This window comes from Bifidobacterium sp. LH_558, from assembly GCF_056356295.1.
This window is the reverse complement of the sequence record NZ_JBKETZ010000001.1, coordinates 1-23,036: the sequence shown is the minus strand read 5'-3', so window position 1 is coordinate 23,036 and position 23,036 is coordinate 1. Positions and strand designations below refer to the sequence as shown.

The following is a 23,036-nucleotide window of genomic DNA, read 5'->3' as shown; positions in this document are numbered from 1 at the left end:
AAGATTCTAAAAGAGCTTGCTGACATCATCCTGTGGAACCAATCCCAGATGCCTCCACGCTTTTTCGGTGGCGATGCGGCCACGCGGCGTGCGGGCGAGGAATCCCTCACGCACCAGATACGGTTCGCACACCGTCTCCACGGTTTCGGACTCCTCCCCCACCATGGCCGAAAGATTGTTCAATCCCACCGGACCGCCGTTGAAATTCGTCACGATGGCCTTAAGCACGGCGATATCCAAGCGGTCCAGACCTTCCGAATCGATCTGGTAGAGGTCCAGCGCCTCCTTGACATCCGCGGAACGCACCACGATGAGATCGTGCACGATGGCCCAGTCACGCACGCGGCGCAGCAGACGGTTGGCGATACGCGGCGTGCCTCGCGAACGCATGGCCAACTGGGCGGCCGCGCCTTCGTCGAGATTGACGCCCAACACGCCGGCCGAACGGTCGATCAGACGTTCAAGCTCGTCGATCGGATAGAAGTCGAGATGCGCGGTGAAACCGAAACGCGCGCGCAACGGCGAGGGCAGCATGCCTTCGCGCGTGGTGGCACCGATCACCGTGAACCGCGGCAGGGTGAGCGGGATGGACGTGGCGCCCGGCCCCTTGCCCACCATCACATCCACGCGGAAATCCTCCATCGCGATATACAGCAGCTCCTCGGCCGCGCGCGGCAGTCGGTGGATCTCATCGATGAACAGCACTTCGCCGGTATCGAGCGAGCTCAGAATCGAGGCGAGGTCGCCGGCGTGCTGGATGGCGGGGCCCGAAGTGACGCGGATCGGCACGCCCAGCTCGTTGGCCACGATCATCGCCAACGTGGTTTTGCCCAAGCCGGGAGGGCCGGCCAGCAGGATATGGTCGGGCGGCACATCGCGTTTGCGAGCGGCATCGAGGAACAACTGCAGCTGCGCTTTGAGGGTGGGCTGGCCGATGAAGCCGTCGAGCGCGTGGGGGCGCAGCTCCTCGTCGCTCACCGGCTCGTTGCCGATGGGTTGCGAGGACACCATGCGCAGGGATTCCTCGTTCGCTCCGGTGTTCGACTGGCCGTATGCGGGAGTTTCGTTCAATGCTGTCGATGCGTCGCTCATCAGCGTCCCCTATCCATAAGCGTAAGCGCGAGGCGCAGCACGCGCGGCACATCCTCGGCGGCGAGCGGCGTGGCGATGTTGTTGTCGCGGCAGGCTTCGGCCACCGCCTGTTCGGCGTCCTGCTGACGCCAGCCGAGCGACATCAGACCCTCGATCACCTGATGCGTGCCGGCGTCCTCGTCGACCGTCTGGGCGTTCGCGGAGGCGGCGGCACCCTCGACCTGACTGAGGTCGATCGACCCCTTGAGTTCGAGAATGATCTTCTGCGCGCCTTTCTTGCCCAACCCCGGCGCTTTGGCGAGAGCGGTGGCGTCGTTGTCCGCGATCGCGCGGGCCAACTGCCCCGGCGTAAGCGTGGAGAGCAGCGACTGGGCCACCTTGGGGCCGATGCCGGAGACCTTGATCAGCTGCAGGAAGGTTTTCTTCGCGGCGGCGTCGAGAAAGCCGTGCAAGGTGATGGCGTCCTGCGACACATTGAGATAGGTGTGCACGCGCACCTCCTGACCCATGTGGACGCGGCCTAGGTCGGCGGTGGGCATACGCACCTCGTAACCCACTCCCCCAACGTCGATCAGCGCGGAATCGGCCTCCACCGACTCCACGCACCCGGTCAGCATTCCAATCATATGCGCCCTCCAAAGTCGAACAACTGTTCGAAGTGTATCATATGGGGTACTTGGACGGGTTTATCCGGTGTGGGGTTTGTTGTAAGGATGGCTCCGCCGGCACGGAAGCCCACTGGGCTTCCTCTTCGGCCGGCTCGCGTGAACCAATAGTTTTGTTATAAGGATGGCTCCGCCGGGTGAAAGCCCACTGGGCTTTCACTTTTTCCGGCTCGCGTGAACCGCCTTGTGCAATTCCTTTGGAATTGCGGGCGGTTCACATTCCACGGTCTGCGTTGATGCGGCGGCGGTAGGTTTTTTGCGCGGCTTCGGCCCATTGGCGTTGCGCGGGCGTCAGATGCTGTTCGCGTTCGCCGCCTTGCAGCGCGCCGGCCGGGCGCAGCGCATGGCAGATCGCCAATGCCAGCGCGTCGGCGGCGTCGGCCGGAGTCGGCATCTTCGAGAGGTTGAGGATGCGCGTGACCATGCGCTCCACCTGGATCTTCTCCGCTTGTCCGTTGCCGGTGATCGCCAGTTTCGCTTCGGTGGGCGTATGCAGAGCAACCGGAATGCCGCGTTGCGCCGCGGCCAGCATCGCCATGCCGGCGGCCTGCGCGGTGCCGAGCACGGTGTTGCGGTTCGACTGGGCGAACACGCGTTCGATGGACACCGCGTCGGGCGCGAATCGTTCCATCTTCTCCGCCAGACCGTTGTATACCGCCAACAATCGCAGATCCTGCGAGATATCCGGCGAGGAACGCACGACGTCGACGTGGATAAACGAAAGCCGGCGGTGTGCGCCGGCTTCGATCACGCCGACCCCGCAGCGCGTGAGCCCGGGGTCGACGCCAAGGATGATCACGAGGACTACTCCTCGTCGAGCTGGGCCATCACCTCGTCGGAGGCGGTCCAGTTGGAGTAGATGTTCTGCACGTCGTCGAGGTCATCGAGGTTGTCGATGAGCTTGGAGACCTTGCGGGCATCCTCGAGGCTGAGCTCAACCTCGTTCTTCGGGGCCATGACCAGATCGGCGGAGTCGTACTCGTAGCCGGAGTCCAGCAGGGCCTGGCGCACGGTGTGCATGTCGGAGGGGTCGGTGGTGACGACGAACATCTCGCCCTCGTCGGCCACATCCTCGGCACCGGCCTCGGCGGCCTTCTCGAACAGGTCGTCGAAGTCCACGCCCTCGGACGGGATGGCGATCTGGCCCTTGCGCTCGAAGTTGAAGCTCACGGAACCGGTGGTGGCCAGCGAGCCGTTGCCCTTGGTCAGGGTGGAGCGCACGTCGGCGGCCGCGCGGTTGCGGTTGTCGGTCAGACATTCGATGATCAGGCCCACGCCGGCGGGAGCGTAGCCCTCGTAGACGATGTCCTCATAGTTGGCGCCGCCGGCTTCCTCACCGGAGCCGCGCTTGACGGCGCGCTTGATGTTGTCGGCCGGCATGGAGGCCTTCTTCGCCTTGTAGATGGCGTCGGCAAGGCTCGGGTTGCCGTCCGGATCGCCGCCGCCCATACGGGCCGCGATCTCGATGTTCTTGATGAGCTTGGCGAAGAGCTTGCCGCGCTTGGCGTCGATGGCGGCCTTCTTGTGCTTGGTGGTCGCCCACTTGGAATGACCGGACATAATGCTCCGTTCAGATTAGACAATAAGACAAACGAGTTGATTTTAAAGCGGTTCGCCGACAAACGTCGGCGTTTCCTCAGATAGTGGAAGACGCGGGCAGACCGAACCGCGGCGCGAGATCCGCGAATGCCGCCGCGTAGGCGGCCCGCTGGTCGGAGAGCAGAATCGGCATGGTGCGGGTCTGTGCGACGATCGGCATGAAGTTGGCGTCGCCGTTCCACCGCGGCACCACATGCTGGTGCAGATGCGCCGCCACGCCCGCGCCGGCCACCTCGCCCTGGTTGATGCCGATGTTGTAACCGTCGGGATGTGAGACGGTCTCCATCACCTTCATGGCCAATGTGGTCGCCTTCTCGAATTCGAAAAGCTCAGCGTCGTTCAGATCGGTGAGCATCCCCACATGACGGTACGGGCAGACCATGAGATGGCCCACATTGTATGGGTAGAGATTCATGATGGCGAACACGTGCGTGCCCCGCCAGGCGATCAGGCCGTCCTCATCGGACTTGGCCGGTCCCGCGCAGAACGGGCACTCCTTGGCTTTCGGTTTGGCCGGGCGGTCGTCGGAACCACGCAGCACATAGGTCATGCGCTGCGGCGTCCACAAACGTTCGACCGCGTCCTCCTGCGGAGGGAACCCCGCCGGATCGTCGACACGCACATGTTCGTCAGTCATCATTTATTCCTTATTCCGCGGTGGCGGCGGTGAAGTCGTCGGCGGAGTTGACCTGCACGCGCTTGGCGATCGCCTTGAGGATCTTGGCGCGGCCCTCGTCCACCGGCACGCCGTTGAGCTGGCTGCCGTCGCGGAAGCGGAAGCTCACCGCGTTGTTGGTCATGTCCTCGTCGCCCACGATGAGGATGAACGGCACCTTGGACTTGGAGGCGTTGCGGATCTTCTTGCCGAAGCGGTCGGCGGAGTAATCCACCTCGCAGCGCACCATCTCGTCCTCGAGGGACTTGACGAAACCGGCCAGATGCGGCGCGACCTCGTCCGTCACCGGCACGCCGAGCACCTGCACGGGGGCGAGCCACGCCGGGAACGCGCCCGCATAGTGCTCGAGCAGCACGGCGAAGAAACGCTCGAGGGAGCCGAACAGGGCGCGGTGGATCATCACCGGGCGCTGGTGCGTGCCGTCGGCCGCGATGTACTCGAGGTCGAAACGCTCGGGCAGGTTGAAGTCGAGTTGGATGGTCGAGACCTGCCAGGTGCGGCCGATCGCGTCACGGGCCTGCACTGAGATCTTCGGGCCGTAGAACGCGGCGCCGCCCGGATCGGCCACGAGGTCGAGGTGGGACGCCTCAGCCACTTCGCGCAGCGTGTTGGTCGCCTCCTCCCAGATCTCGTCGGAACCGACGTACTTGTGCTCGTCCTTGGTGCTCAACTCCAGATAGAAGTCGGTCAGACCGAAGTCCTTCAGGAGGTTCAGCACGAAGGTGAGCAGGTTGGCCAGCTCGTCCCTCATCTGCTCGCGGGTGCAGTAGATGTGGGAATCGTCCTGCGTCAGACCGCGCACGCGGGTCAGGCCGTGCACCTCGCCCGACTTCTCGTAGCGGTACACGGTGCCGAACTCGAACAGGCGCAGCGGCAGTTCGCGGTAGGAACGCTGGCGCGCCTTGAAGATCAGGTTGTGCATCGGGCAGTTCATGGGCTTCAGATAGTAGTCCGCGCCCGGCTTGGTGATGTTGCCCTCCGCGTCGCGCTCCTCGTCGAGGTGCATGGCCGGATACATGCCGTCCTTATACCAGTGCAGGTGGCCGGAGGTCTCGTACAGGCCGCCCTTGGTGATGTGCGGGGTCTGCACGAAGCTGTAGTGGTGCTTGCGGTGCATCTCACGCGAGTAATCCTCCATGGCGTTGATGATCGCGGCACCCTTGGGGTGGAACACGGCCAGGCCGGGACCGATGTCGTCCGGGAAGGAGAACAGGTCCATGGACGCGCCGAGCTTGCGGTGGTCGCGCTTGGCGGCCTCCTCGAGACGGGTCTGGTAGGCCTTCAGATCATCCTTGGTGAAGAACGCCACGCCGTAGATGCGCTGCAGCATCGGATTCTTCTCGCTGCCGCGCCAGTAGGCCGCTGCGGAACGCTCGATCTTGAACGCCTTGATGAAGCGGGTGTTCGGCAGGTGGGGGCCGCGGCACAGGTCCTTCCACACCACATTGCCGTCGCGGTCCACGTTGTCGTAGAAGCTCAGTTCCTTCTCGTCGATTTCAGTGGCGGCCTCGGGGTCGAGATGCGCCTGCTTGTCGTTGATGAGCTCGATCTTGTACGGCTGGTCGGCCTCTTCGGCCAACGCCTCCTCCTCGGTCACCACACGGCGGCGGAACGACTGGGAGGACTTGATGATGCGCTGCATGCGCTTCTCGATATCCTTGAGATCCTCCGGAGTGAAGGGCGTCTCCACGTCGAAGTCGTAGTAGAAGCCGTTCTCGATCACCGGTCCGACGCCCAGCTTGGCGTTCGGGTAGATCTCCTGCACGGCCTGCGCCATGACGTGCGTGGCCGAGTGACGCATGATGTTCAGGCCGTCCTCGGAGTCGAGGGCCACGGGTTCGACAGTGTCGCCGTCGCTCAGCGGAGTGTAGAGGTCGCGCAGTTCGCCGTTGAGACGCACGGCGATGATGTTCTTGTCGTCCGCGAACAGCTCGGTGCCGGTGATGGTTGCCTCCACCTCCTTCGCTTCGCCGTTGACCGTAATGGAGATGGGGCTTGCAGCCATGATAATGTCCTATCTTTCGGGGTCCGCATTACTAAAACAGACCTGGACTGGTTATATGCAACAGAGGACACGATAGAGGCGCGGGAAGACATCCGCATGGTCCTAACGCAGAGTCTTGTCCCGCTCCATGTAGCGATCGTATTCCCTCTGCCATTCCAGCCTCTGGCCGGCGCGTGCGGAATCCTCCGATTGTGCGCGGACGTATGCGTTCCAAGCCTTGTCGCGATCGTATGGAACCGATGCATTGCATACCTGTTCGGCCAGCCACTGGTCCGTGACGCTCCCGATGCCGGTGCCGCTCGTCGCGGGCAGATACATGCCCATGGGGAATACGCCGTCCGACCCCATGCGACGATAGATTCCCCGATACGGCTTGTCGGCCGCCACATAGCGCTCGCGGGGTTTGTCCCCCGCGATGACGGTTCCAGGGCGAATCCAACCGACGAACGCACGCCCATATCCGAGCGGATACGTGCCGTCCCCCTGCACGCTCACCATGGTCCGGCCGTCCTCATGTGTGATGTCGACGTCCTCCTCTCCATAGAATTGGGCGAGGGAAACCGATTCGTCGAACAGCGCGTCCACGACCCGCAACGCGTCATCCCTATGTCGGGTGTTTGCCCTCACCGATACGCCATTGAGATTGAAACGCACACGGCCGCTGCGGTCCCAGGTGGGTTGGACACCATCATGCTCGGCGGGAATGGGGATGGATTCGTACTGGTCTTCGTTGGGACCGAACGCCGAAGCATCGAAGGCGAACGCCACTCCCACCAACGGGGTCGGCGAGGATAATTGGGATTCGTATTCGGCGAATGTGGTGCCGACGAATGTGGATCCGACGAGCGTTGACGAGCCTGCGCCGCCGGGATCGGAGGGAACCTCTCCCCCGTCCGACTGCATGGCCTCGCGCATCGCCTCGTTGGCTTGTTTCAGCGCGTATGTTCTTGCGAACGATTCCGGGGTAACCAATCCTTCGGACACGAGATCGGCGAGATAATCACCCACCCGTCGCACGGCGCCGGATGCGGAGATGTCCTTTACGGACGAATCCATGCCGGCGAACAGGTTCTGTCCGGCCTGTTCGTTGAGTTGAGTGGGGGTGCCGGTGGCGTTCAGCAGCAGCTGCCATCCGTCGGGCTCGAACGTCTCGGTGCCACCAGGATCGTTGTCCTCGGTAGGCCTGATGGCGAATGGGATTTCGTCCGCCTCGCCGTTGCCGTTGGGATCGCCGTCACGGAAAGCCCTCAGCACGTCGGTCAATTGGTCCCACGTGGTTGGAACGTCCAGTCCCAGCCGTTCCAACCAGGCCCGGTTGATGAACATATGCGCCATGGAACCGTCATAGTCCTCGCCGGAGTCTCCCGGGAGGGAACGGATTGATCCGTCGCTTCGCTGCGCGGCGACGTACGCCTGGGGAGTCTCCGTGAAGTACTGAGTCACATTCGGCATGCGATCGAGATATCGGCGAAAATCGAGATAATCGTCGGCGTATCCGCGGGCGATGGCGTCTGGTCCGGTCACCTGGTCAAATGAGACGAATACGTCGGGAACCGGCAATCCACCCAGTTCGGGATTGCCTTGATAACTGGCCAAACCATATACGGCCCCGGCCTCTGTGCTGTCCGGCGTCACATCGCGCCAGACGATGTCGCAGTCGCATGCGGAGGACACCAGTCGTGCCCAATGGCTGCCCGCCGCGGACTGCTGCCCCTTCTCATGCGCGTAGACCACCACCAGCGGAGCGGCATCCTGGGTTGCCTGCCAAAGCCACCATCCGATGCCGCTCGCTATGACGGTCAAGGAGCATATGACGCACAGGAGTACGCGAACGCCACGTCTCGTCAATGCCTTGGCCATCGTGATCGCCTTTCTTCGTCTACCAGAGTTCCTCGGTCACGCTATCTTCGCTGAAGACGGTGATATCGTTCGCCACCAGACATTGGGACGCTTCTGGCTTGTAGATGTCGAGCGTCAGTTCATCCTTGGAAGCAGCTTCGTACAGGTCGAATCGGAGATCATCCATGGTGTAGCCTTTTGGCGCCACATCATTGCGACGAAGGCAATCCAGTGCGCCCTCGTATTGGTTTTTATATAGATTCGGATTACCGATCTGCATCTTGTACACGTCGGCGATTGTCGCGTATGTGAGTGTGCCACATTCAAGCATGTCTTGTCCGTAGCGAGCATTTTGTTCTTCGGTTCCCGCGCGGTGCGGCGCCTCCTTGTATATTCCGTTAGGCTCTTTGATGAGTTTGATATCCTCATATCCTCGATCCACCATGCACTGCTTGTAATCGGCCCATGCTGACTCGTAATCTGATACGGAGACGCCTCCTTGAGATTTGGCCCGTTCAAGTACTTTCAGTATTCGCCGCGAAGCGTCGCCGGAAGGATCGAATTCCTTCAGTTGCTGGCTGGATTCGAGCATTCGAATGGATTGCTCGATATATTCGGATAAGGACGATGCCGCCTTTTCGCCAACGCCGTCACTCATCATGCGTCCTATATCGTCGGATTGCGCAGTTACGTTGCTGCTTTTCGTGTCGGATACAGTGTTTCCGCAAGACGATGACACCATCAGCAGCGAGGCACATACAGCGATTGCCGTGATATGACGTGCTTTTCGATACATTTTTCGTGGAATCATGGTCGCTTGTCTCCCTGTCATAAATGATTCGGAAAAGACGGCTTCGTCCTTTAAATCTACACAGCGCTACAAATCACCCTGCCAGAGGATAATTTCTGTATAAAGGCCTGCCGCAGCGTTCTCCCGTATACCAGCTGGGATAGCAACTTCCGTTGTCCAGAGGTCCACCGAGAGCATCATCGTTCTGCATGTCCCAAGATCCGAATCCTGAAATCGTGCCAGCATGTTTGCCAGGCGCAACCGATCCGGACGTGACATAGCTGCCATCTTGAACCGCGTATACGTAATGGTAAAGTGTCGCGCTGTCAAGATCTGCCCATGAACGCGTTTCTGTCCCTCCGGCTTGTCCGCTCACCTTCGAATCAGACAATGAAATTCCTCTTTTGCTTTCTTGTGTTGCCGCATTTGCTGTTAAGCATGGAGAAACAAGAAAGACGGTCATGAGCAAGACAATCAAGGCGCATGCATTACGGGATGTATATTTCATAATTTCTCCTTCTACTATGTCGATGACATCAGCTTCTTTGCTTGATGTAGCAAAAACGATAAGCAGGGCGCTTTGCGCGGAGCAAGTGCGGTGCCATGCCTCGTAGACAAACGTCTATAGGCATGGCATCGCGCATAACAAGGACACATATTGAAAGGTAAAGCCTATAGGGAGACCGTTCCTATCGTTGTTTGAAGAATCGGAACAACTGTGATTCCCTGATAAACAATCCAGCTGTGAACACACCAAAAAGAGCACCACAGAACGTTGCGATTGGCGAACGTATTGCGCCCAATATCACTGCTGCTGTATCGGTAAAAGCGAATCGTGCACAATATGCCACGATGATGCTGGTTGAACATGTTGCGCCCAGTCCCGCCCACGTGCATGTCTCTAAAAGCATCCCTAGAAGTTGAGCATGCTTGCGTTGTCCGCAATGAAGCGCACCTGCATATTCAAGTCGTCTGCGAAGTACCGCGAACACTCCTATGAATATTCCGACGGCACAACCAAGCCACGGCACAAAGCGTGTGATTCGAGTGGAGTATGTTGCATAGGCGGAATAATGAGAATCGAATCCTTTATTCAATCTTGTGACCCCTACTTGGGTTTCGATATTCCCCGTCGGTACTCCAGTGGAATAGAGCAAGGATTTCAGGTCGTCATTATCGGGCCATATTTTTGCCCAACACTCGTCATACCATCCTTGGACTGAAGAAGAAGGAACGATTATCGCATAGGCGAAACGTGTATCCCGTCCATCATTTGGCCACTCGAATATGTTTGCGATTTTCATGTCCCCATGATCGGTTTCCAAGATACTGCCGGGTATCAAACCGAAATCCTGCGACACGGAGGATGATACCCAAATACCGGAGATATCTGCAGCTGTGGTGGAGACATCATTCATCAATAGTGGAACCAAGCTGGGAGTGACTTCGTAGGAGCTGAGACCTTTCCCCGGTGTTGACAATGGGGTGACCTGCGGTCCGTCGCGTACGGCTCCTGCGACGGATGGGCCATTCTCTGCTTCGACCAGTCGATCGCATGCCTCGCCGTCTATGTTTTCACTGACAAATGTCATCACATCGGCTTTCGCATGAATACGTGCAATAGCCTCCTGTTCTAAACCAACGACGGAGACGGCTTCATATCCGCCTAACAGGGTGCTTGCCGACAGAACCGCCAGCGTCAGGGTGAAGACATGAGCTGTACCGGAAGAGATATTGCGTATTGCTTCAGAACAAATGGAACGGAGCTTCATGATTGTCCCTTGCGTTGTAAAGGTTCATAAACGGACAGGTCGATGACACGGCTGCATGCGTTACGAGTTGAAGGATCATGGGTGGCGATCATTACAATCATTCCATGTCCGGCGAGATGGCCTAATACACGACTTACGGTGTGTGCAGTGCGCATATCCAATTGCGCGGTGGGTTCATCCACAAGTAGCAGGTCGGGTTGTGAACATACAGCACGTGCCAGCATAAGTCGTTGAGCTTCTCCTCCCGACAGCTCAGAGAATCGTCGTTGCGCAGCATATTCCAAATCGAACAGAGACATGGCTTCCACAGCCTGGGACTCTGCCTCACGCCGCATCATTCCCTGAGCCAGGAGAGGAAACACCACATGATCTAGCGCAGTGCGTCCTGATATTCCATATGGGTTCTGGAATACCCATCTGATTCGCTGAATCCCTTGTCTTTCCACTTTGCCTGCATATGGTTGCTCCCATCCGGCAAGAATTGACAGCAGAGTACTTTTCCCTGATCCGCTGGGGCCGCATACAGCCACTGTCTGCCCTTGATCAGCGGTGAAGTTTAAGTGCTCAAAGAGTAAATCTGTAGCGGGGAATTTATGAGCCAAATCATTTATCTGAATGCGTCGTACTGTCATGACTGTCGCTGTTCTCTTGGAAACCGTGTTATTTGCAAACAAGGCCGCTAAGCGTTTCCCCTAGCATCACTGTTCGGATTTGCTGTATATCGACCTGTTCCGATTTGAGCAGACTGACCCCTAATTCATTGCCAACGATATCCATACGTATCGGTTTCCCTTTGTCTTTACCTGACGCCGGAGCAATGCACCCATACTGTCCATTCACATCGAATACCGCTCCTGCCGGCACCCTCAGTACCAGCAACGGTTTTGACAACGATAATGTCGCGCTGAGACCGGCTGTTAGACTTTCGGGACTCAAAGATGTGACTTCTTCGGAATTGGTGAATTGCTGTAAAAAAACAGAATCTGTAATTGTTGTAGTACCGGCTGGCAACGTAGCTGTTAACTTGGCCACAGTGAGTGTTCTATCTTGTTGCGAAGGCTGTCCGTTTTTGACGGTAAGGGCGGTGATAAAGCCTGGAACCTCTCCGACTTGGCTACCAGCAGTGGTCTGCGTTCCCTGCCTAGCCGTCCAAGCATCAACCGCAACGGTAGTATTGGGAATCCACAGGGTATCAGCAATAAATAATTCCCCGTTGGATTCATTGCCGTTATCCCACATTAGCTGTCGCCAGCCGTCAGAGGTTGACCACTGAAATAGGTCTGATTCAGGCTGGGAGTTGTATCCCAAACGATTGAGCTCGTTATTTACGGCACGTACGTCCTCACCACTGTCGCCTATTTTTAGATTTCGGTACAAAGGCATGGACGTGGATAACGCTATGATGGCACGATCGTTCACAGCAAATGCCGCTTTTCCGGAGACAAGTCCCTGTCCGGACCGGTCAGCGGTCACTATCCCCGAGACATTGCTGAGTAGAGTTTGCGATGCTGATACGGTAGGTACTACTGTAACTGGCTGGTTTCCCGAATAGTCTTGCACACTTGTTGGCGCACTTGCGATGATTTTTGCTTCAGACAACACATTTGGGGTTCGATCAGGCAACCAGAGAGCGCAAGCCCCTACAGTAACTGATGCGGCAATGATCGCTGACATTAACGACCATACGAGGATTTGTGCACCATAATGATGGTTTCCCTGATGTCGCTTCATCGTGCATCCCCTCACTTCACATTTGTCGCGCAGACCGGCAAACAACAATGCTTTACCAGTCTAGAGATATGACGAAGCTTCGGTTAATGGCGGGCTAGACGCATAGACGTTTGTCTATATAGGTATGTTCTTCTTTCGCGCGACCGGACGATACGGGATGTGGATGCCCTTATGCAATCACTGGATGACGAGGGGAATCTCCGCGAAAAGCGAGAAACGTCCGTCCTGCGCGAAGGTGTCGAGCGAGCCGTGGACCTGCTCGATACGTTGGCGTTGACGGGCAAGGCCCGTTCCCGATCCGAGAATGGGCGACATCGACGTGCTCTCGCCCGTCGCGTTCTCCGCATGGATGCGCGCCTCGCCGTTGATCAGGCGGATCTGGACGGCATAGACCCCATCCAACTGGCCGTGCGCCACGATGTTGGCGTATATCTCGTGCATCAGCGACATCACGGCATCCCATCGATCGAGGCTTTCGGAATCTTGTCCGAGTGTGAAGTCGGACGAGGCCAGAACGGTCGTTCCGCCGTCCAGCCCCAACCCTCGCAGATCGGCATCGCATTGCGCGATCATCTTCACCAAATCGGCAGGTACGGTCCCAGATTGCTTCATAGCCGTGTCGGGCATGATGGGATTTGGCGAAGCGGGATATTCAGCCGTACCGTCGGCAAGCGGCGTCTCGTCGCTGAGCATGGCGATGGCCTGACGGGTATGGGTCAGTGCCGCGATGGCATGGTGATGGACCGTTTCGATGCGGTCCGCATCCACCGGCTGACCGGCGTGGGGCCTGGTGATTAATGCGATATAGGAGAGATCGCCGGCGATGGAGTCATGGATCAAGCGTTGCAGATCCACACGAGTCCTCATGCGATCCAGTTTTTCGGATTGTGCTCGCAGACGCAGCAGTTCGTTCTCCTGCGTCTGCTGGTTTTTTAGCTGCGTCTGCAGCCGAAGCGCGTAACCCAAGGCGAAGGCCGCGATGCATTCGAGCACGCAGCCGATGTCCGGCACCAACAGACCTGCCATAGGTATGAGGTAACGATGCGGCAGCACATAGGATAAGCACACCATCACACAGCACGGTAGCGAGATGCCGAGCGTGGCCGAATACGCCAGCGACCCCATCAGATAGGCCACGAGTATCGGTATCACTTCGGCCAGTGAGAACGGCGACTCGTAGACGTTCAGGAACACCACGACGGATACCATCGACAGCACGGCCATGCCGATTCCCGCCACGCGAGGGAATGCGATGTTGACGGTGAGCAGAACCAGCAGCAGCGCATACATGGCGGCGAGATCGGGGCTTGTGATCATGACGCGGCGCAGCGGGCCAGCAAGGAACGCCGCGAACGATACGGCGCAGATAAGCGCGATGAGCGTGCGCAGCCAATGCGCCCGCACATTCTGCGATATGCGCTGCAATACCGTCATGTGCGTGACTTCGGCATCATGTGGAGTCGAGTCGGTGTTATACAGAGTCGCATCAGTATCATCAGTGTTATGTGTCGCAGATGATCGCCGAATTCTGGCGTGTCGTTCCGTCATCGATGTGCCTTCTTCGGCTGGCGTTCATGCCAGGCCACGATCGCTGCCGCTGTACTGGCCGCGCCGAGACGTCGTTTGGCATGATGCATGATGTTGCGCGCGGTGGAATCGCTGATTCCCAGCTGGCTGGCGGTGATCTTGTAGGATCCTGTCCGCTCGTAGCTTTCCAGTACCGTGCGCTCCCGGTCCGTCAGAGGGCTCTCGTCCTTTGCCTTGGCCTTCTGCTGAGCGGTAAACGCCTTGGTCGCGGTGGGGAACGCCACGGATGGCACCTGCGGACAGTATGTTCCACCATCGAGCAATACGCGGATCGCGGACAGCAGCTGACGGTCGGATTCCTTGGTGACCAGTCCCTGCGCGCCAGCCTGGGCAAGAGGTCCGGCATAAATATCCGGAGGGAACGCGGTGATGCCGAGAATGCGGATATCCGCGATGCTACGGCGAATCGACTGACACACATCCACGCCGGATTGCTCGTCAAGCGACATGTCCAGCAACAGCACATCCGGCCGTGTCTGCGTTTGCATGACCAGATGTTCCGCCGCCAGACCGCTGGCCCTGTCCCAGACCACCGAGAAGCCACCGTCCTCGAGAACCTGCCGTATCGCGCGCCTGGTGAATCGGTCGTTGTCCACTATCGCCACTGTGGGCGACTCCCCCAAAGTTCCCATCGTCCGCTCCTTTGCACAGTAATCATATCATCGCCGGGATGGTTGGAAGTGGACGAAAGCGGGGATGATTTCGACAAAGAAACGCGCATCGTTGGGCGAATACGAAAAAACCTCGCCTTTCGGCGAGGCCTCATGGAGCGGACAACGGGACTCGAACCCGCGGTCTCAACCTTGGCAAGGTTGCGCTTTACCAACTAAGCTATGTCCGCAAAGGATTTCCGCCGTGAGAAGCGGAATTCCAGTGGGCGATGTAGGAATCGAACCTACGACCCCTTCGGTGTGAACGAAGTGCGCTAGCCGCTGCGCCAATCGCCCGTAATGCTACGGTATTCAGTTATCACCGGTCGGATTGCTCCGACCTGAGTGGGCGATACAAGATTCGAACTTGTGACCCCTTCCGTGTCAGGGAAGTGCGCTACCACTGCGCCAACCGCCCGGGTCTGCGTCTCAGTCGACTGGTTGCCCAGTCACCTGAGAGGTGGGTACGAGAGTCGAACTCGTCTATACGGCTTTGCAGGCCGCTGCCTAACCGCTTGGCTAACCCACCATATAGGTTCGTCAACTCTTCGGACCTAGAGCGGACAACGGGACTCGAACCCGCGGTCTCAACCTTGGCAAGGTTGCGCTTTACCAACTAAGCTATGTCCGCGTGTGTTCTCAGCGGTTTGTACCCGCCGAAGCACGAGTCACTACTATAACCACATCGGCGTAATTTGCAAAACAGGGCGTGTCGCGCGAGTGTCATACCCTGTTTTCGGCATTATTCCGCGCTTTTCTCTCGCTTACGGCTGAAGCCGGTGCGCGCGCGGAAAAAACGCTACTGTAGAAAACATGACAGAAGATGTGAAGCGACAGTCGGGCACGGTGATGATCGCCGCGTTCGACGGATGGAACGACGCGTGCCAGGCGGCCACCAATGTGATCCGCCATCTGGTCAAGCGTTATGACTCGCGTGAGATCCGTCATATCAGTTGCGACGGATTCTACGACTATCAGGTGGCGCGTCCCATGATGTGCCATGTCACCGGTCGCGCCCGTATCATCTGGCCGCAGACCACCTTCCATGAGATCACGCTTGCGCCGGATGCGCGCGTCATCGCGCAGATCGCGCCGGAACCCAACTACCGCTGGCGGGAGTACTGCCGGCAGAGCCTGCATATCGCCGAAGAGCTGGATATCGACCGTGTGGTCACTTTGGGCGCCATGTTCGCCGACTGTCCGCACACCCGCCCGCTGCCGGTGAACGTCAGCAGCGAGGACTGTCCCTGCGAGGACGACCGCCAATACAACGGCCCGATCGGCATTCCCACGGTATTGGACGCGATGGCCTGCGAATCGGGATTCGACACGACTTCGATATGGGTGTCGCTGCCGCAGTATCTGGGCAACGAGGACTGCGCCCCGGGCACCGTGGAATTGCTGCGCGGCCTCTCCCGGATCACCGCCAAATCGCATTCGACGAAGGCGATTTGGCGGAGAAAACCAAGCGTTGGGAGGCACAGGCCTCCATGCTGCTGCGCTGCAACGACCATCTGGCCGATTACGTGCGCCATCTGGAACGCGAATACGACCTCAGCGCCGAAGCCGACCGGGACGCCTCCATCGCCGCCCCGCAGGCTGAACAACTCGTGCGCGAAACCGAGGACTTCCTGCGCAATATGGAGTGATGGCGCGAGATCCTTCGACTTCGGCTTCGCCTCCGCTCAGGATGACGAGGAAGGGTGCGCCTCGCCCAGGATGACGAGGAGGACGCACCCTGCCCAAGGATGACTTTGATAATGGTTATTCGTCATGCTGAGCGGAGCGTAGCGGAGTCGAAGCATCTCCACGTCGATGGCGCGAGGAACACGGGTTCAGTTTCGAATGGTTTCCTGATACGCGGAAATATGCGGTACACGAAACCGCTAGCGGGTTTTGAAGTGGGTGAACAGGTCGCGTTCCCGGATGGTCAGTGCGGCGGCCATGGTTCCGATCCATGCGCCGAAGAGCACCCATAGGCCTTCCTTGAGTTCGAGCAGGAACACGTCGGGAGCGCTTGTCGTGCCTTGTAGCCGGATCAGGACGTACAGCGCGGCGTAGGCGCAGGCCCAGCCGATCAGGACGGGAACCAGATGCTCCACCACCATCTGCAGCACCACAACCGATCTGCCCGCGCCGGCATGCATATTGCCCGACAATTCCAGCTTCCGTCTTCGGCAGAACGCGGCGGCGACCAGCGCCATCAGCACGCCGGCCGCAGGCACGGCGAATCTGGTCAGACGGGACGAGAACATCCCATGCGCGTCCATCGTGTCCCCCAAGGCGTAGTTCACACGGCCGGTCTGGGAATGCGACGGATCCATGCTGTAGAACACGCTCAGACGCAGCGTGTCGGTTATGTCCGAGGACGGCCACACCGAGGCCCAGCATTCGTCGAAGGCGCCGTACGACGCCACCGGCATCAGCACCGCGTATCCGATGCGGGAGTCGCGCCCGTCCTCGGCCCAGTCGTACACGCCGGCCACCCGAATCTCGCCTTGCGTCGTCTCCAATATCGCGCCTTGCGATACCGCCAGCTTCTCGGCCACCGCCCGCGGCAGCCATACTCCCTGATGGTCGTCGTTGCCGGAGTCCACCACGTCGAGCAGCCCGTCCGTGACCTCGTAGATGACGAACCGATTGTCGGGCAGCGCGTTCAGAGTCATATCCCCGGCCTGACGCAACGCGCCGGACGCCTCGATGCCGTCTTGCGACGCCAGTTGCGCGCAGGCCCGCCCGTCGACGCCATCCTCGTTCTTGATAAGCGTGACGTTCCCCTTGGCATCCCGGTATTCGATCGCCTGACTTTCCACGGCGAGTATCTGCCAGACATCCAGTCCAGCGCAGCACAGCATCAGAAGAAACGACAGCAGCACCAGCGGCACGGCACCGGCCATGCCGGACGTCATATCCCTCCACGCCTCGCGTATGATCTCCCTCAACCTCATCGCTCACTCCGATCTGGCGTACATGTCGAGATCGATGACGCGGTCGCACGCTTCGCGGGTACGCGGGTCGTGCGTGGCGATGATGACCGCGGCTCCGGATCGTGCGAGCTGCGACAACGTGGCATTGACCAAATCGGCCGTACGCGTGTCCAACTGCGCGGTCGGCTCGTCCACCAGCAACACGTCAGGGTGGGCGTTGATGGCCCGCACCAACATCAGTCGTTGCGCCTCGCCGCCCGACAATTCCTGGAACAGACGGTTCTCCAGCGCCGACAAGCCGAAGGAATCCAGCATGATTCTGGCCTGTTCCTCGGCGTATGAGCGCGTGTGTCCGGCCGCGATCAGCGGATAGGCCGCGATGTCGAGCACCGTGCGCCACGCCGCCCCATACGGGTTCTGGAACACCCAGGAGATCCGGCACGGCTCTCCCCTGCGCACCACGCCTTCCGTCGGATTCTCCCAACCGGCGATGATCGACAGCATCGTCGACTTGCCGCAACCCGACCGCCCGCACAGCGCCAGTATCTCACCGTCGCGCACCGCGAACGACACATGCCGCCACAGGAACGGCGAGCCCGCGAACCGGTGCCCCAAATCGTCGACTTCGACGCCGCGGCTCGCCTCGTCACCGCCCGCCATCAGGCTCCCTCCCCGTCGGCATCGCCACTGTCGTCCTTCTCCCCCGCCGTCGCAGGACAGGAGATATCGGAGGAGCTTCCGTCGGCCACATCCACCGACCGCAGTCCGGACGCATCGCCGCCGTCCAACAGGCCGACCATCGCGTATCCGTTTTGCGAGCCGTACAGGCGGACGGGCACCGCCTTGCCATCATGTCTGACGCAACCGACTCCGTCGAGAATCGAGAACACCGAACCTGCGGGCACCTTCAACGCCGTTATCGGCTCCTTGAGTCGTATGGTCGCGTCCAGACCCGAACGTTGCCCTTCGTCCGTCATCAGCCATACGGCGAACTGCGAAGTCCCTTCGACCTTGTCGAGGAACACTTCGTCCACGATCCGACCGTCTTCAGGCAGAGAGGTCTCCTCCCCCGCAACCGTGACGACACGCTCCCCCTGCGCCAGCGTGTCCGGCAGCGTGATGTCGATGGATTGGATGGAGGACGCCATCACACCGATCTCCTGCGGCGCGGCCTGGCCCCGGACCAGCATGCAATCCTCCAACACCGCGGACTGCCGCGGCAGCCACAGCACGCCTTGCAACGACACCACACCGGTCTGTTCCAAGCCGTGGGCCTCCTGCAACGCCGCCACCGCCCACCACAGCGAGGAATCGAACACGTCATGCGACGCGCCGTCCACCTGCGCGGCATAGCCCAGACGGACCAATTCGTCACGCAACGCGCCGACGTCCCCGCCGGACATGCCGGCCTGCAGGTCGCGGTACAACGGCACTTCGGTGTACAGGGCGACCACCGGCGTTCCATCGACCGCGAACGGGGATGATCCCGATTCGATCGTCGACCCATCGGCCACGGAAAACGACGTCACCGTGCCGCCGCCCTGCCAGGCAAGACTCTGTCCCTGGTCCACTTGGGGAATCGCCACGACCGTCCGCTCGTCATCGAACGACTCCTCCACGACGGGCACGCTTTCCGAATCAGACGGCGCGCGAAGCGCATCCGGCACGGGAGATGGAACCAGCGCATAACCGACCGCCAGTCCGACGACCAGACACGTCACGCATAACAACGCCAGAAACGCCGGGCGATTCCGGACCCGAAGCCGCGAATCCCCACCGAACTTTGCGAACCGTCCTTCCTTCTTCCCCACCATGAATTCCCCTTATTCGTCGGAGTCGGAACCGAAATCGCCGCCGAGACTCAAGCCTCCCAACGAAATGCAGAACAGCGTCTGTTCGTCATCCGAATCCACGGGGAAGCCGAACGCCGCCGACGGATTTCCTCCCGATCCCGAGGAACGTGACGACGACAAACGGTCCAAACCGCTGTTGAACTGGGCCGCGGTATAGGAATCATCCACGACTCCGGCCTCGCGCAGGTACTGCACCGCCACGATTCCTCTGTCCTTGTACCGATCAGGATTGTCCTGCTGGTCGCGGTATTCCGCCTCGATGACGGAAGTGGTGCCCTGCGAGCATGTCATCACCGTGTCGAAATACCCGTCATCGGTCTGCGACTCGTCGGACAGCGAATACAACCCGTTGGGCAGCTTGTCGAACACCAGATGGTCGTATCCGCTGGCCTCCATGCACCGCACGTACAACGCCTGGGCCTGCTCGTAATCATCCTGCGAGATCCGGCCGGTTTCGACCGCCCGCTGCAACACACCGCGTTCGAAATCGCTCAAATCCCCCGACTCAAGCTCAGCCTTCCAATCATCGACCAGCGGACCATACCGCTCCGCCGAAGCCACCTCCTCCTCGAACGTCTGCCCCCCCCGCCGGACTAGCGGCACCATCGCCGCCGCAGCCGGACAACGCCGCGACCATCCACAGACTCGCCAGTAGGGCGGCGCTTCCTTTGGACGCAATGCGATACGCGCTACTTCGCGTACGTGCGATGATGCCGCACATATTCGCTCCTATCTTCATGGAACCGATCCCACCTTCATCGCATTTAACTCTTGGACTTGTCGTAGTCTCTCTTCGAGATGGTCCGTAGCGGCAGAACAATACACTGGTATCAGTGCCGCGGCGCACTATCCTGACAACACTGGCCTTCGACCGTTGAATCGAAAACCTTTCCCATCATCCTATTTTAGCAAGGCATCCGATATTTTTGTCCCCTATTTAGGGGACAGCGCTTAATGATTCTGTTATTGGCCAATACGTTTGCGGTCGTTAAACATTGGTGGCCCTTACACACCAACATGCGAAGAGCCTATAATTCACCGGTGTTTGAAGAGGCGGAAGAGTTGGGATTCGCGGATGGTCAGGCCGGTGATGACTACGGCGGCGACCGTGCCGGCGAGCAGGGCCAGTGGCATGCGTATGGATCCCATCAGCACCGTGATGGTGTCGGATGGTACGGCGCGGGCGCAGTAGGCGGCGAGCAGCATGCATGTGCATATGGTGCCCGTGCCGCACCAGATCATGGTTTCGGTGAGTATGCCGAGCAGTTGCGCGCCTTTGGATTGCCCCGAATGCAAGGCGCCGGCGTATTCGAGTCTGCGGCGTCTTACGGCCACGACGCCGATGAGCACGCCGGCGGCCGATGCGAGGTAGGGCATGAGTCGGGTCATGCGCGTTAGGTAGGTCGCTTGAGCGTCGTAATGCGCGTCGAAGCCTTTGTTGAGCCGGGTCACGCCGGGCTGCGATTGCGTGCCGTCGGAGGCATTGGCGGGACTGGCCGTGGTGTACAGCAGCGTGTCCAGTCCGTCGCTTGTCGGCCATTGTTTGGCCCAGCATTCCTGATAGTCGCCGTCGGACGCGGAGGCGGGAACGACGAGCGCGTAGGCGAAACGGGTGTCGCGTCCGTCGTTGGGCCAGTCGAACACTCCCGCGATGCTGATATCCCCCTGATTGGTTTGGACTCGGCCGCCGACCGCCAATCCGAAGTCTTGCGCCACCTCTCGGGACACCCACGCGCCGGACGTGTCGGACCGCATTCCGGTGGTGCCCGAGGCGAGCAGGTCGATGACCCCGCCGGTCACCTCGTAGGAGCCCAGGCTTTTGCCGGGCGTGGCGAGAAATTCGACTTCGGGCCCGTTGCGCATCGCGCCGGATATCGACGGCCCTCCCCCGGCCTCGGACAGCCGTTCGCAGGCCACGCCATCAACCGTTCCGCCGACGATGGTGGCGACGTCCGCGTTGGCGCGGATGCGGGTCACGGCCTCGTTCTCCAACGCGACCACGGACACGGCTTCCGCCCCGCCCAGCAGAACCCCCGCCAATATCACCGCGAGCATGAGCGCGAACGCGCGTGAGGCGCCGCACGAGATATTGCGCAGGCTCTCCGAGATGATGGAGCGCAATCTCATGGCCGACCGTCCCCTCCGTCGGCGTCCGCCGGCGCGTAGTCGGCCAGATCGATCTCCCGGTCGCAGGCGTCGCGCGTGTCCGGGTCGTGCGTGGCGATCACGACGATCATGCCCTGCCCGGCGAGCCGCCCCAACACATGGCTGACCGAATGCGCGGTGCGCGTGTCCAACTGCGCGGTCGGCTCGTCCACCAACAGCAGGTCCGGCCGCGAGCACACCGCGCGGGCCAGCATCAGCCGCTGCGCCTCGCCTCCCGACAGGTCGGAGAACCGACGGTCCGCCGCGTACCCCAAGTCGAACAGGCCCATCGTCTCCAACGCCCGCGGCTCGGCCTCGCGGCGCGTCAGTCCCTTGGCCAGCAGCGGGAACACGACATGGTCCAACGCGCTGCGCTCGGCCACCCCATACGGGTTCTGGAACACCCAGCCGACACGTTCGACGTTCTCCCGCTCCACATGGCCCGCATACGGCTTCTCCCATCCCGCCAGAATCGACAGCAGCGTGCTTTTGCCCGAACCGCTCGGCCCGCACACGGCGACCGTCTCGCCGGGCGCAAGAGCGACATCCAACCGTTCGAACAGCACGTCGGTGCCCGGGAACCGGTGCGCCAAACCGACGGCGCGCACGCAAGCCTCAGCCATGCCCGCCTCCTACCCGCAGGTCATGCCGTCGAGCCGGCCGCCCAGCAGCACGCTAGCGATGTCGCCGGGTGCCATATCCTCGGGAACGACCAGGCTCACCCCCAACTCGCCGCCGATAATCGACACCCTCACCGGCTCGCCCCCGAAGTCGCCGTCGGCGGGGGCGATGCATCCGATTCCGTCCGCGATGCCGAACACCGCGCCCGCCGGCACGCGCAACACCTCAACCGGCTCGGCCAACGACAGCGTGCCGTCAAGACCGACCGCCAACTGATCCCCGTCCAACGACGCGATCTCGGGAACGGCCGCGACCTGCGAGAGGAATCCCGCGTCCGTGATCTCGGTCGAACCGGCCGGCAACGTCGCACTCACGCCGACCACGGTGAGCACGCGGTCCCTGTCGGACGCCTGGCCGCCCTTGATCGAAAGCCGGGTCATCGCGCCCGGCACCACGCCCACCGCGGTTCCGGCCGTGACCTGTGTCTTTTGTCAAGTTCGTGTCGGCTGGATGGTCGTGTTGTTTTCCGCAGGATGTGCAGCGGGTTTTCCGCAGGATGATCGTCCTGTGGGTTCGCCCGCTGCCTTGGTTTGTTTTGGTTATTTGGTCATGAGGGCGTTGCGGCTGCGGTAGCTTTCGCCCTTGAAGCGGATGAGCCTGCCGTGGTGGACGGTGCGGTCCACGACCGCGGCGGCCATGTTCGGGTCGCCGAACACCCTGGCCCATCCGGAGAATTCGATGTTGGTGGTGTAGACGACGCTCCTTGTCTCGTAGGAGTCGGATATGACCTGGAAGAGGAGGCGGCTGCCCTCCTCGTCGATGGGGATGTATCCGAGCTCGTCGATGATGATGAGGCGGGCCTTGGCGATGGCGGCGAGCTCCCTGTCGAGCCGGTTGTCCGCCTTGGCGCGTCTCAGGCGCATGACCAGGCTGGAGGCGGTGAAGAACCTCACCGGTATCCCGGCCCGGCACGCGGCCCTGCCGAGCGCGATGGCGAGATGGCTTTTGCCGGTGCCGACCGGCCCGTAGAGCACGAGGTCCTCGGCTTTCCCGACGAATTCGAGGCCTTCGAGCTGGCTCCGTC

The 23,036-nt window shown here is 60.4% G+C and carries 22 protein-coding genes, 5 tRNA genes and 1 pseudogene; 1 reads left to right on the top strand and 27 read right to left on the bottom strand.

All coding sequences use genetic code 11. The features are described 5' to 3' along the window. Positions 1-6 precede the first annotated feature (6 nt). From ruvB to AC1AV0_RS00050, 19 genes are all read right to left on the bottom strand, one after another. The gene (ruvB, locus tag AC1AV0_RS00140; protein ID WP_476570897.1) at positions 7-1,071 is read right to left on the bottom strand and encodes a Holliday junction branch migration DNA helicase RuvB; all 1,065 of its coding nucleotides are present in this window, start codon (positions 1,069-1,071) and stop codon (positions 7-9) included. A 20-nt stretch (positions 1,072-1,091) separates the two neighbouring features. After that, positions 1,092-1,718 carry a Holliday junction branch migration protein RuvA gene (ruvA, locus tag AC1AV0_RS00135; RefSeq protein ID WP_476570483.1) on the bottom strand — a complete coding sequence of 209 codons (627 nt, stop codon included), beginning with the start codon at positions 1,716-1,718 and terminating at the stop codon, positions 1,092-1,094. Positions 1,719-1,971: 253 nt separating this feature from the next. Further along, entirely contained in the window at positions 1,972-2,556 is a 585-nt protein-coding gene (ruvC, locus tag AC1AV0_RS00130; protein ID WP_476570482.1) for a crossover junction endodeoxyribonuclease RuvC, read from the bottom strand. Between the two features lie 5 nt (positions 2,557-2,561). Further along, positions 2,562-3,317: a YebC/PmpR family DNA-binding transcriptional regulator gene (locus AC1AV0_RS00125; protein WP_476570480.1), complete on the bottom strand. Its 756-nt coding sequence runs from the start codon at positions 3,315-3,317 to the stop codon at positions 2,562-2,564. A gap of 76 nt (positions 3,318-3,393) precedes the next feature. After that, positions 3,394-3,993: an HIT family protein gene (locus tag AC1AV0_RS00120; protein WP_476570478.1), complete on the bottom strand. Its 600-nt coding sequence runs from the start codon at positions 3,991-3,993 to the stop codon at positions 3,394-3,396. Positions 3,994-4,003: 10 nt separating this feature from the next. Beyond that, a complete protein-coding gene (thrS, locus tag AC1AV0_RS00115) occupies positions 4,004-6,037 on the bottom strand; it encodes a threonine--tRNA ligase (protein ID WP_476570476.1) in 2,034 nt (677 codons plus the stop codon). Between the two features lie 102 nt (positions 6,038-6,139). Continuing rightward, positions 6,140-7,897 (bottom strand): type 2 periplasmic-binding domain-containing protein, encoded by a 1,758-nt coding sequence (locus AC1AV0_RS00110; protein WP_476570475.1) that lies wholly within the window; start codon positions 7,895-7,897, stop codon positions 6,140-6,142. A 19-nt stretch (positions 7,898-7,916) separates the two neighbouring features. Further along, positions 7,917-8,687, bottom strand: coding sequence for a Sec20 domain-containing protein (locus tag AC1AV0_RS00105; protein ID WP_476570474.1), 771 nt, complete (start codon positions 8,685-8,687; stop codon positions 7,917-7,919). 73 nt (positions 8,688-8,760) lie between these two features. Continuing rightward, positions 8,761-9,174, bottom strand: coding sequence for a hypothetical protein (locus AC1AV0_RS00100; RefSeq protein WP_476570472.1), 414 nt, complete (start codon positions 9,172-9,174; stop codon positions 8,761-8,763). 181 nt (positions 9,175-9,355) lie between these two features. Continuing rightward, positions 9,356-10,438, bottom strand: coding sequence for a hypothetical protein (locus AC1AV0_RS00095; RefSeq protein WP_476570471.1), 1,083 nt, complete (start codon positions 10,436-10,438; stop codon positions 9,356-9,358). Next, on the bottom strand, positions 10,435-11,070 hold the full coding sequence (locus tag AC1AV0_RS00090) for an ABC transporter ATP-binding protein (protein ID WP_476570470.1): 636 nt from the start codon (positions 11,068-11,070) through the stop codon (positions 10,435-10,437). The genes AC1AV0_RS00095 and AC1AV0_RS00090 overlap by 4 nt, the downstream gene beginning before the upstream one ends. A 28-nt stretch (positions 11,071-11,098) precedes the next feature. Next, positions 11,099-12,169 carry a peptidoglycan-binding domain-containing protein gene (locus AC1AV0_RS00085; protein ID WP_476570469.1) on the bottom strand — a complete coding sequence of 357 codons (1,071 nt, stop codon included), beginning with the start codon at positions 12,167-12,169 and terminating at the stop codon, positions 11,099-11,101. 177 nt (positions 12,170-12,346) lie between these two features. Next, a complete protein-coding gene (locus AC1AV0_RS00080; RefSeq protein WP_476570468.1) occupies positions 12,347-13,603 on the bottom strand; it encodes a hypothetical protein in 1,257 nt (418 codons plus the stop codon). Positions 13,604-13,713: 110 nt separating this feature from the next. Further along, positions 13,714-14,388 carry a response regulator gene (locus tag AC1AV0_RS00075; RefSeq protein WP_476570466.1) on the bottom strand — a complete coding sequence of 225 codons (675 nt, stop codon included), beginning with the start codon at positions 14,386-14,388 and terminating at the stop codon, positions 13,714-13,716. A 133-nt stretch (positions 14,389-14,521) separates the two neighbouring features. Beyond that, positions 14,522-14,597 (bottom strand) — tRNA-Gly (locus AC1AV0_RS00070). A gap of 33 nt (positions 14,598-14,630) precedes the next feature. Then, a tRNA-Val gene (locus AC1AV0_RS00065) sits at positions 14,631-14,703 on the bottom strand. A gap of 49 nt (positions 14,704-14,752) precedes the next feature. Continuing rightward, positions 14,753-14,824 (bottom strand) — tRNA-Val (locus AC1AV0_RS00060). 40 nt (positions 14,825-14,864) lie between these two features. Continuing rightward, a tRNA-Cys gene (locus AC1AV0_RS00055) sits at positions 14,865-14,935 on the bottom strand. Positions 14,936-14,964: 29 nt separating this feature from the next. Then, positions 14,965-15,037 (bottom strand) — tRNA-Gly (locus AC1AV0_RS00050). A gap of 182 nt (positions 15,038-15,219) precedes the next feature. Between AC1AV0_RS00050 and AC1AV0_RS00045 the strand changes: the two are divergent. Next, positions 15,220-16,055, top strand: a pseudogene (locus tag AC1AV0_RS00045) (PAC2 family protein). A gap of 237 nt (positions 16,056-16,292) precedes the next feature. Here the strand turns inward: AC1AV0_RS00045 and AC1AV0_RS00040 are convergent. The 8 genes from AC1AV0_RS00040 to istB form a co-directional block, all read right to left on the bottom strand. Beyond that, positions 16,293-17,315 carry a hypothetical protein gene (locus AC1AV0_RS00040; protein WP_476570464.1) on the bottom strand — a complete coding sequence of 341 codons (1,023 nt, stop codon included), beginning with the start codon at positions 17,313-17,315 and terminating at the stop codon, positions 16,293-16,295. Between the two features lie 42 nt (positions 17,316-17,357). After that, positions 17,358-17,993 carry an ATP-binding cassette domain-containing protein gene (locus AC1AV0_RS00035; RefSeq protein ID WP_476570463.1) on the bottom strand — a complete coding sequence of 212 codons (636 nt, stop codon included), beginning with the start codon at positions 17,991-17,993 and terminating at the stop codon, positions 17,358-17,360. Next, positions 17,993-19,054, bottom strand: a complete 1,062-nt coding sequence (locus tag AC1AV0_RS00030; RefSeq protein ID WP_476570462.1) for a peptidoglycan-binding protein — start codon at positions 19,052-19,054, stop codon at positions 17,993-17,995. Before AC1AV0_RS00030 ends, AC1AV0_RS00035 begins: the two co-directional genes overlap by 1 nt. Before the next feature lie 102 nt (positions 19,055-19,156). Next, positions 19,157-19,747 (bottom strand): hypothetical protein, encoded by a 591-nt coding sequence (locus tag AC1AV0_RS00025; protein WP_476570461.1) that lies wholly within the window; start codon positions 19,745-19,747, stop codon positions 19,157-19,159. A 474-nt stretch (positions 19,748-20,221) separates the two neighbouring features. Continuing rightward, entirely contained in the window at positions 20,222-21,313 is a 1,092-nt protein-coding gene (locus tag AC1AV0_RS00020; RefSeq protein WP_476570460.1) for a hypothetical protein, read from the bottom strand. Further along, positions 21,310-21,954, bottom strand: a complete 645-nt coding sequence (locus AC1AV0_RS00015; protein WP_476570459.1) for an ABC transporter ATP-binding protein — start codon at positions 21,952-21,954, stop codon at positions 21,310-21,312. Before AC1AV0_RS00015 ends, AC1AV0_RS00020 begins: the two co-directional genes overlap by 4 nt. A gap of 9 nt (positions 21,955-21,963) precedes the next feature. Continuing rightward, positions 21,964-22,413 carry a hypothetical protein gene (locus AC1AV0_RS00010; protein WP_476570457.1) on the bottom strand — a complete coding sequence of 150 codons (450 nt, stop codon included), beginning with the start codon at positions 22,411-22,413 and terminating at the stop codon, positions 21,964-21,966. Positions 22,414-22,551: 138 nt separating this feature from the next. After that, positions 22,552-23,036 (bottom strand): IS21-like element helper ATPase IstB (gene istB, locus AC1AV0_RS00005; RefSeq protein ID WP_476570456.1); only part of this gene is annotated, 485 nt, incomplete at its 5' end.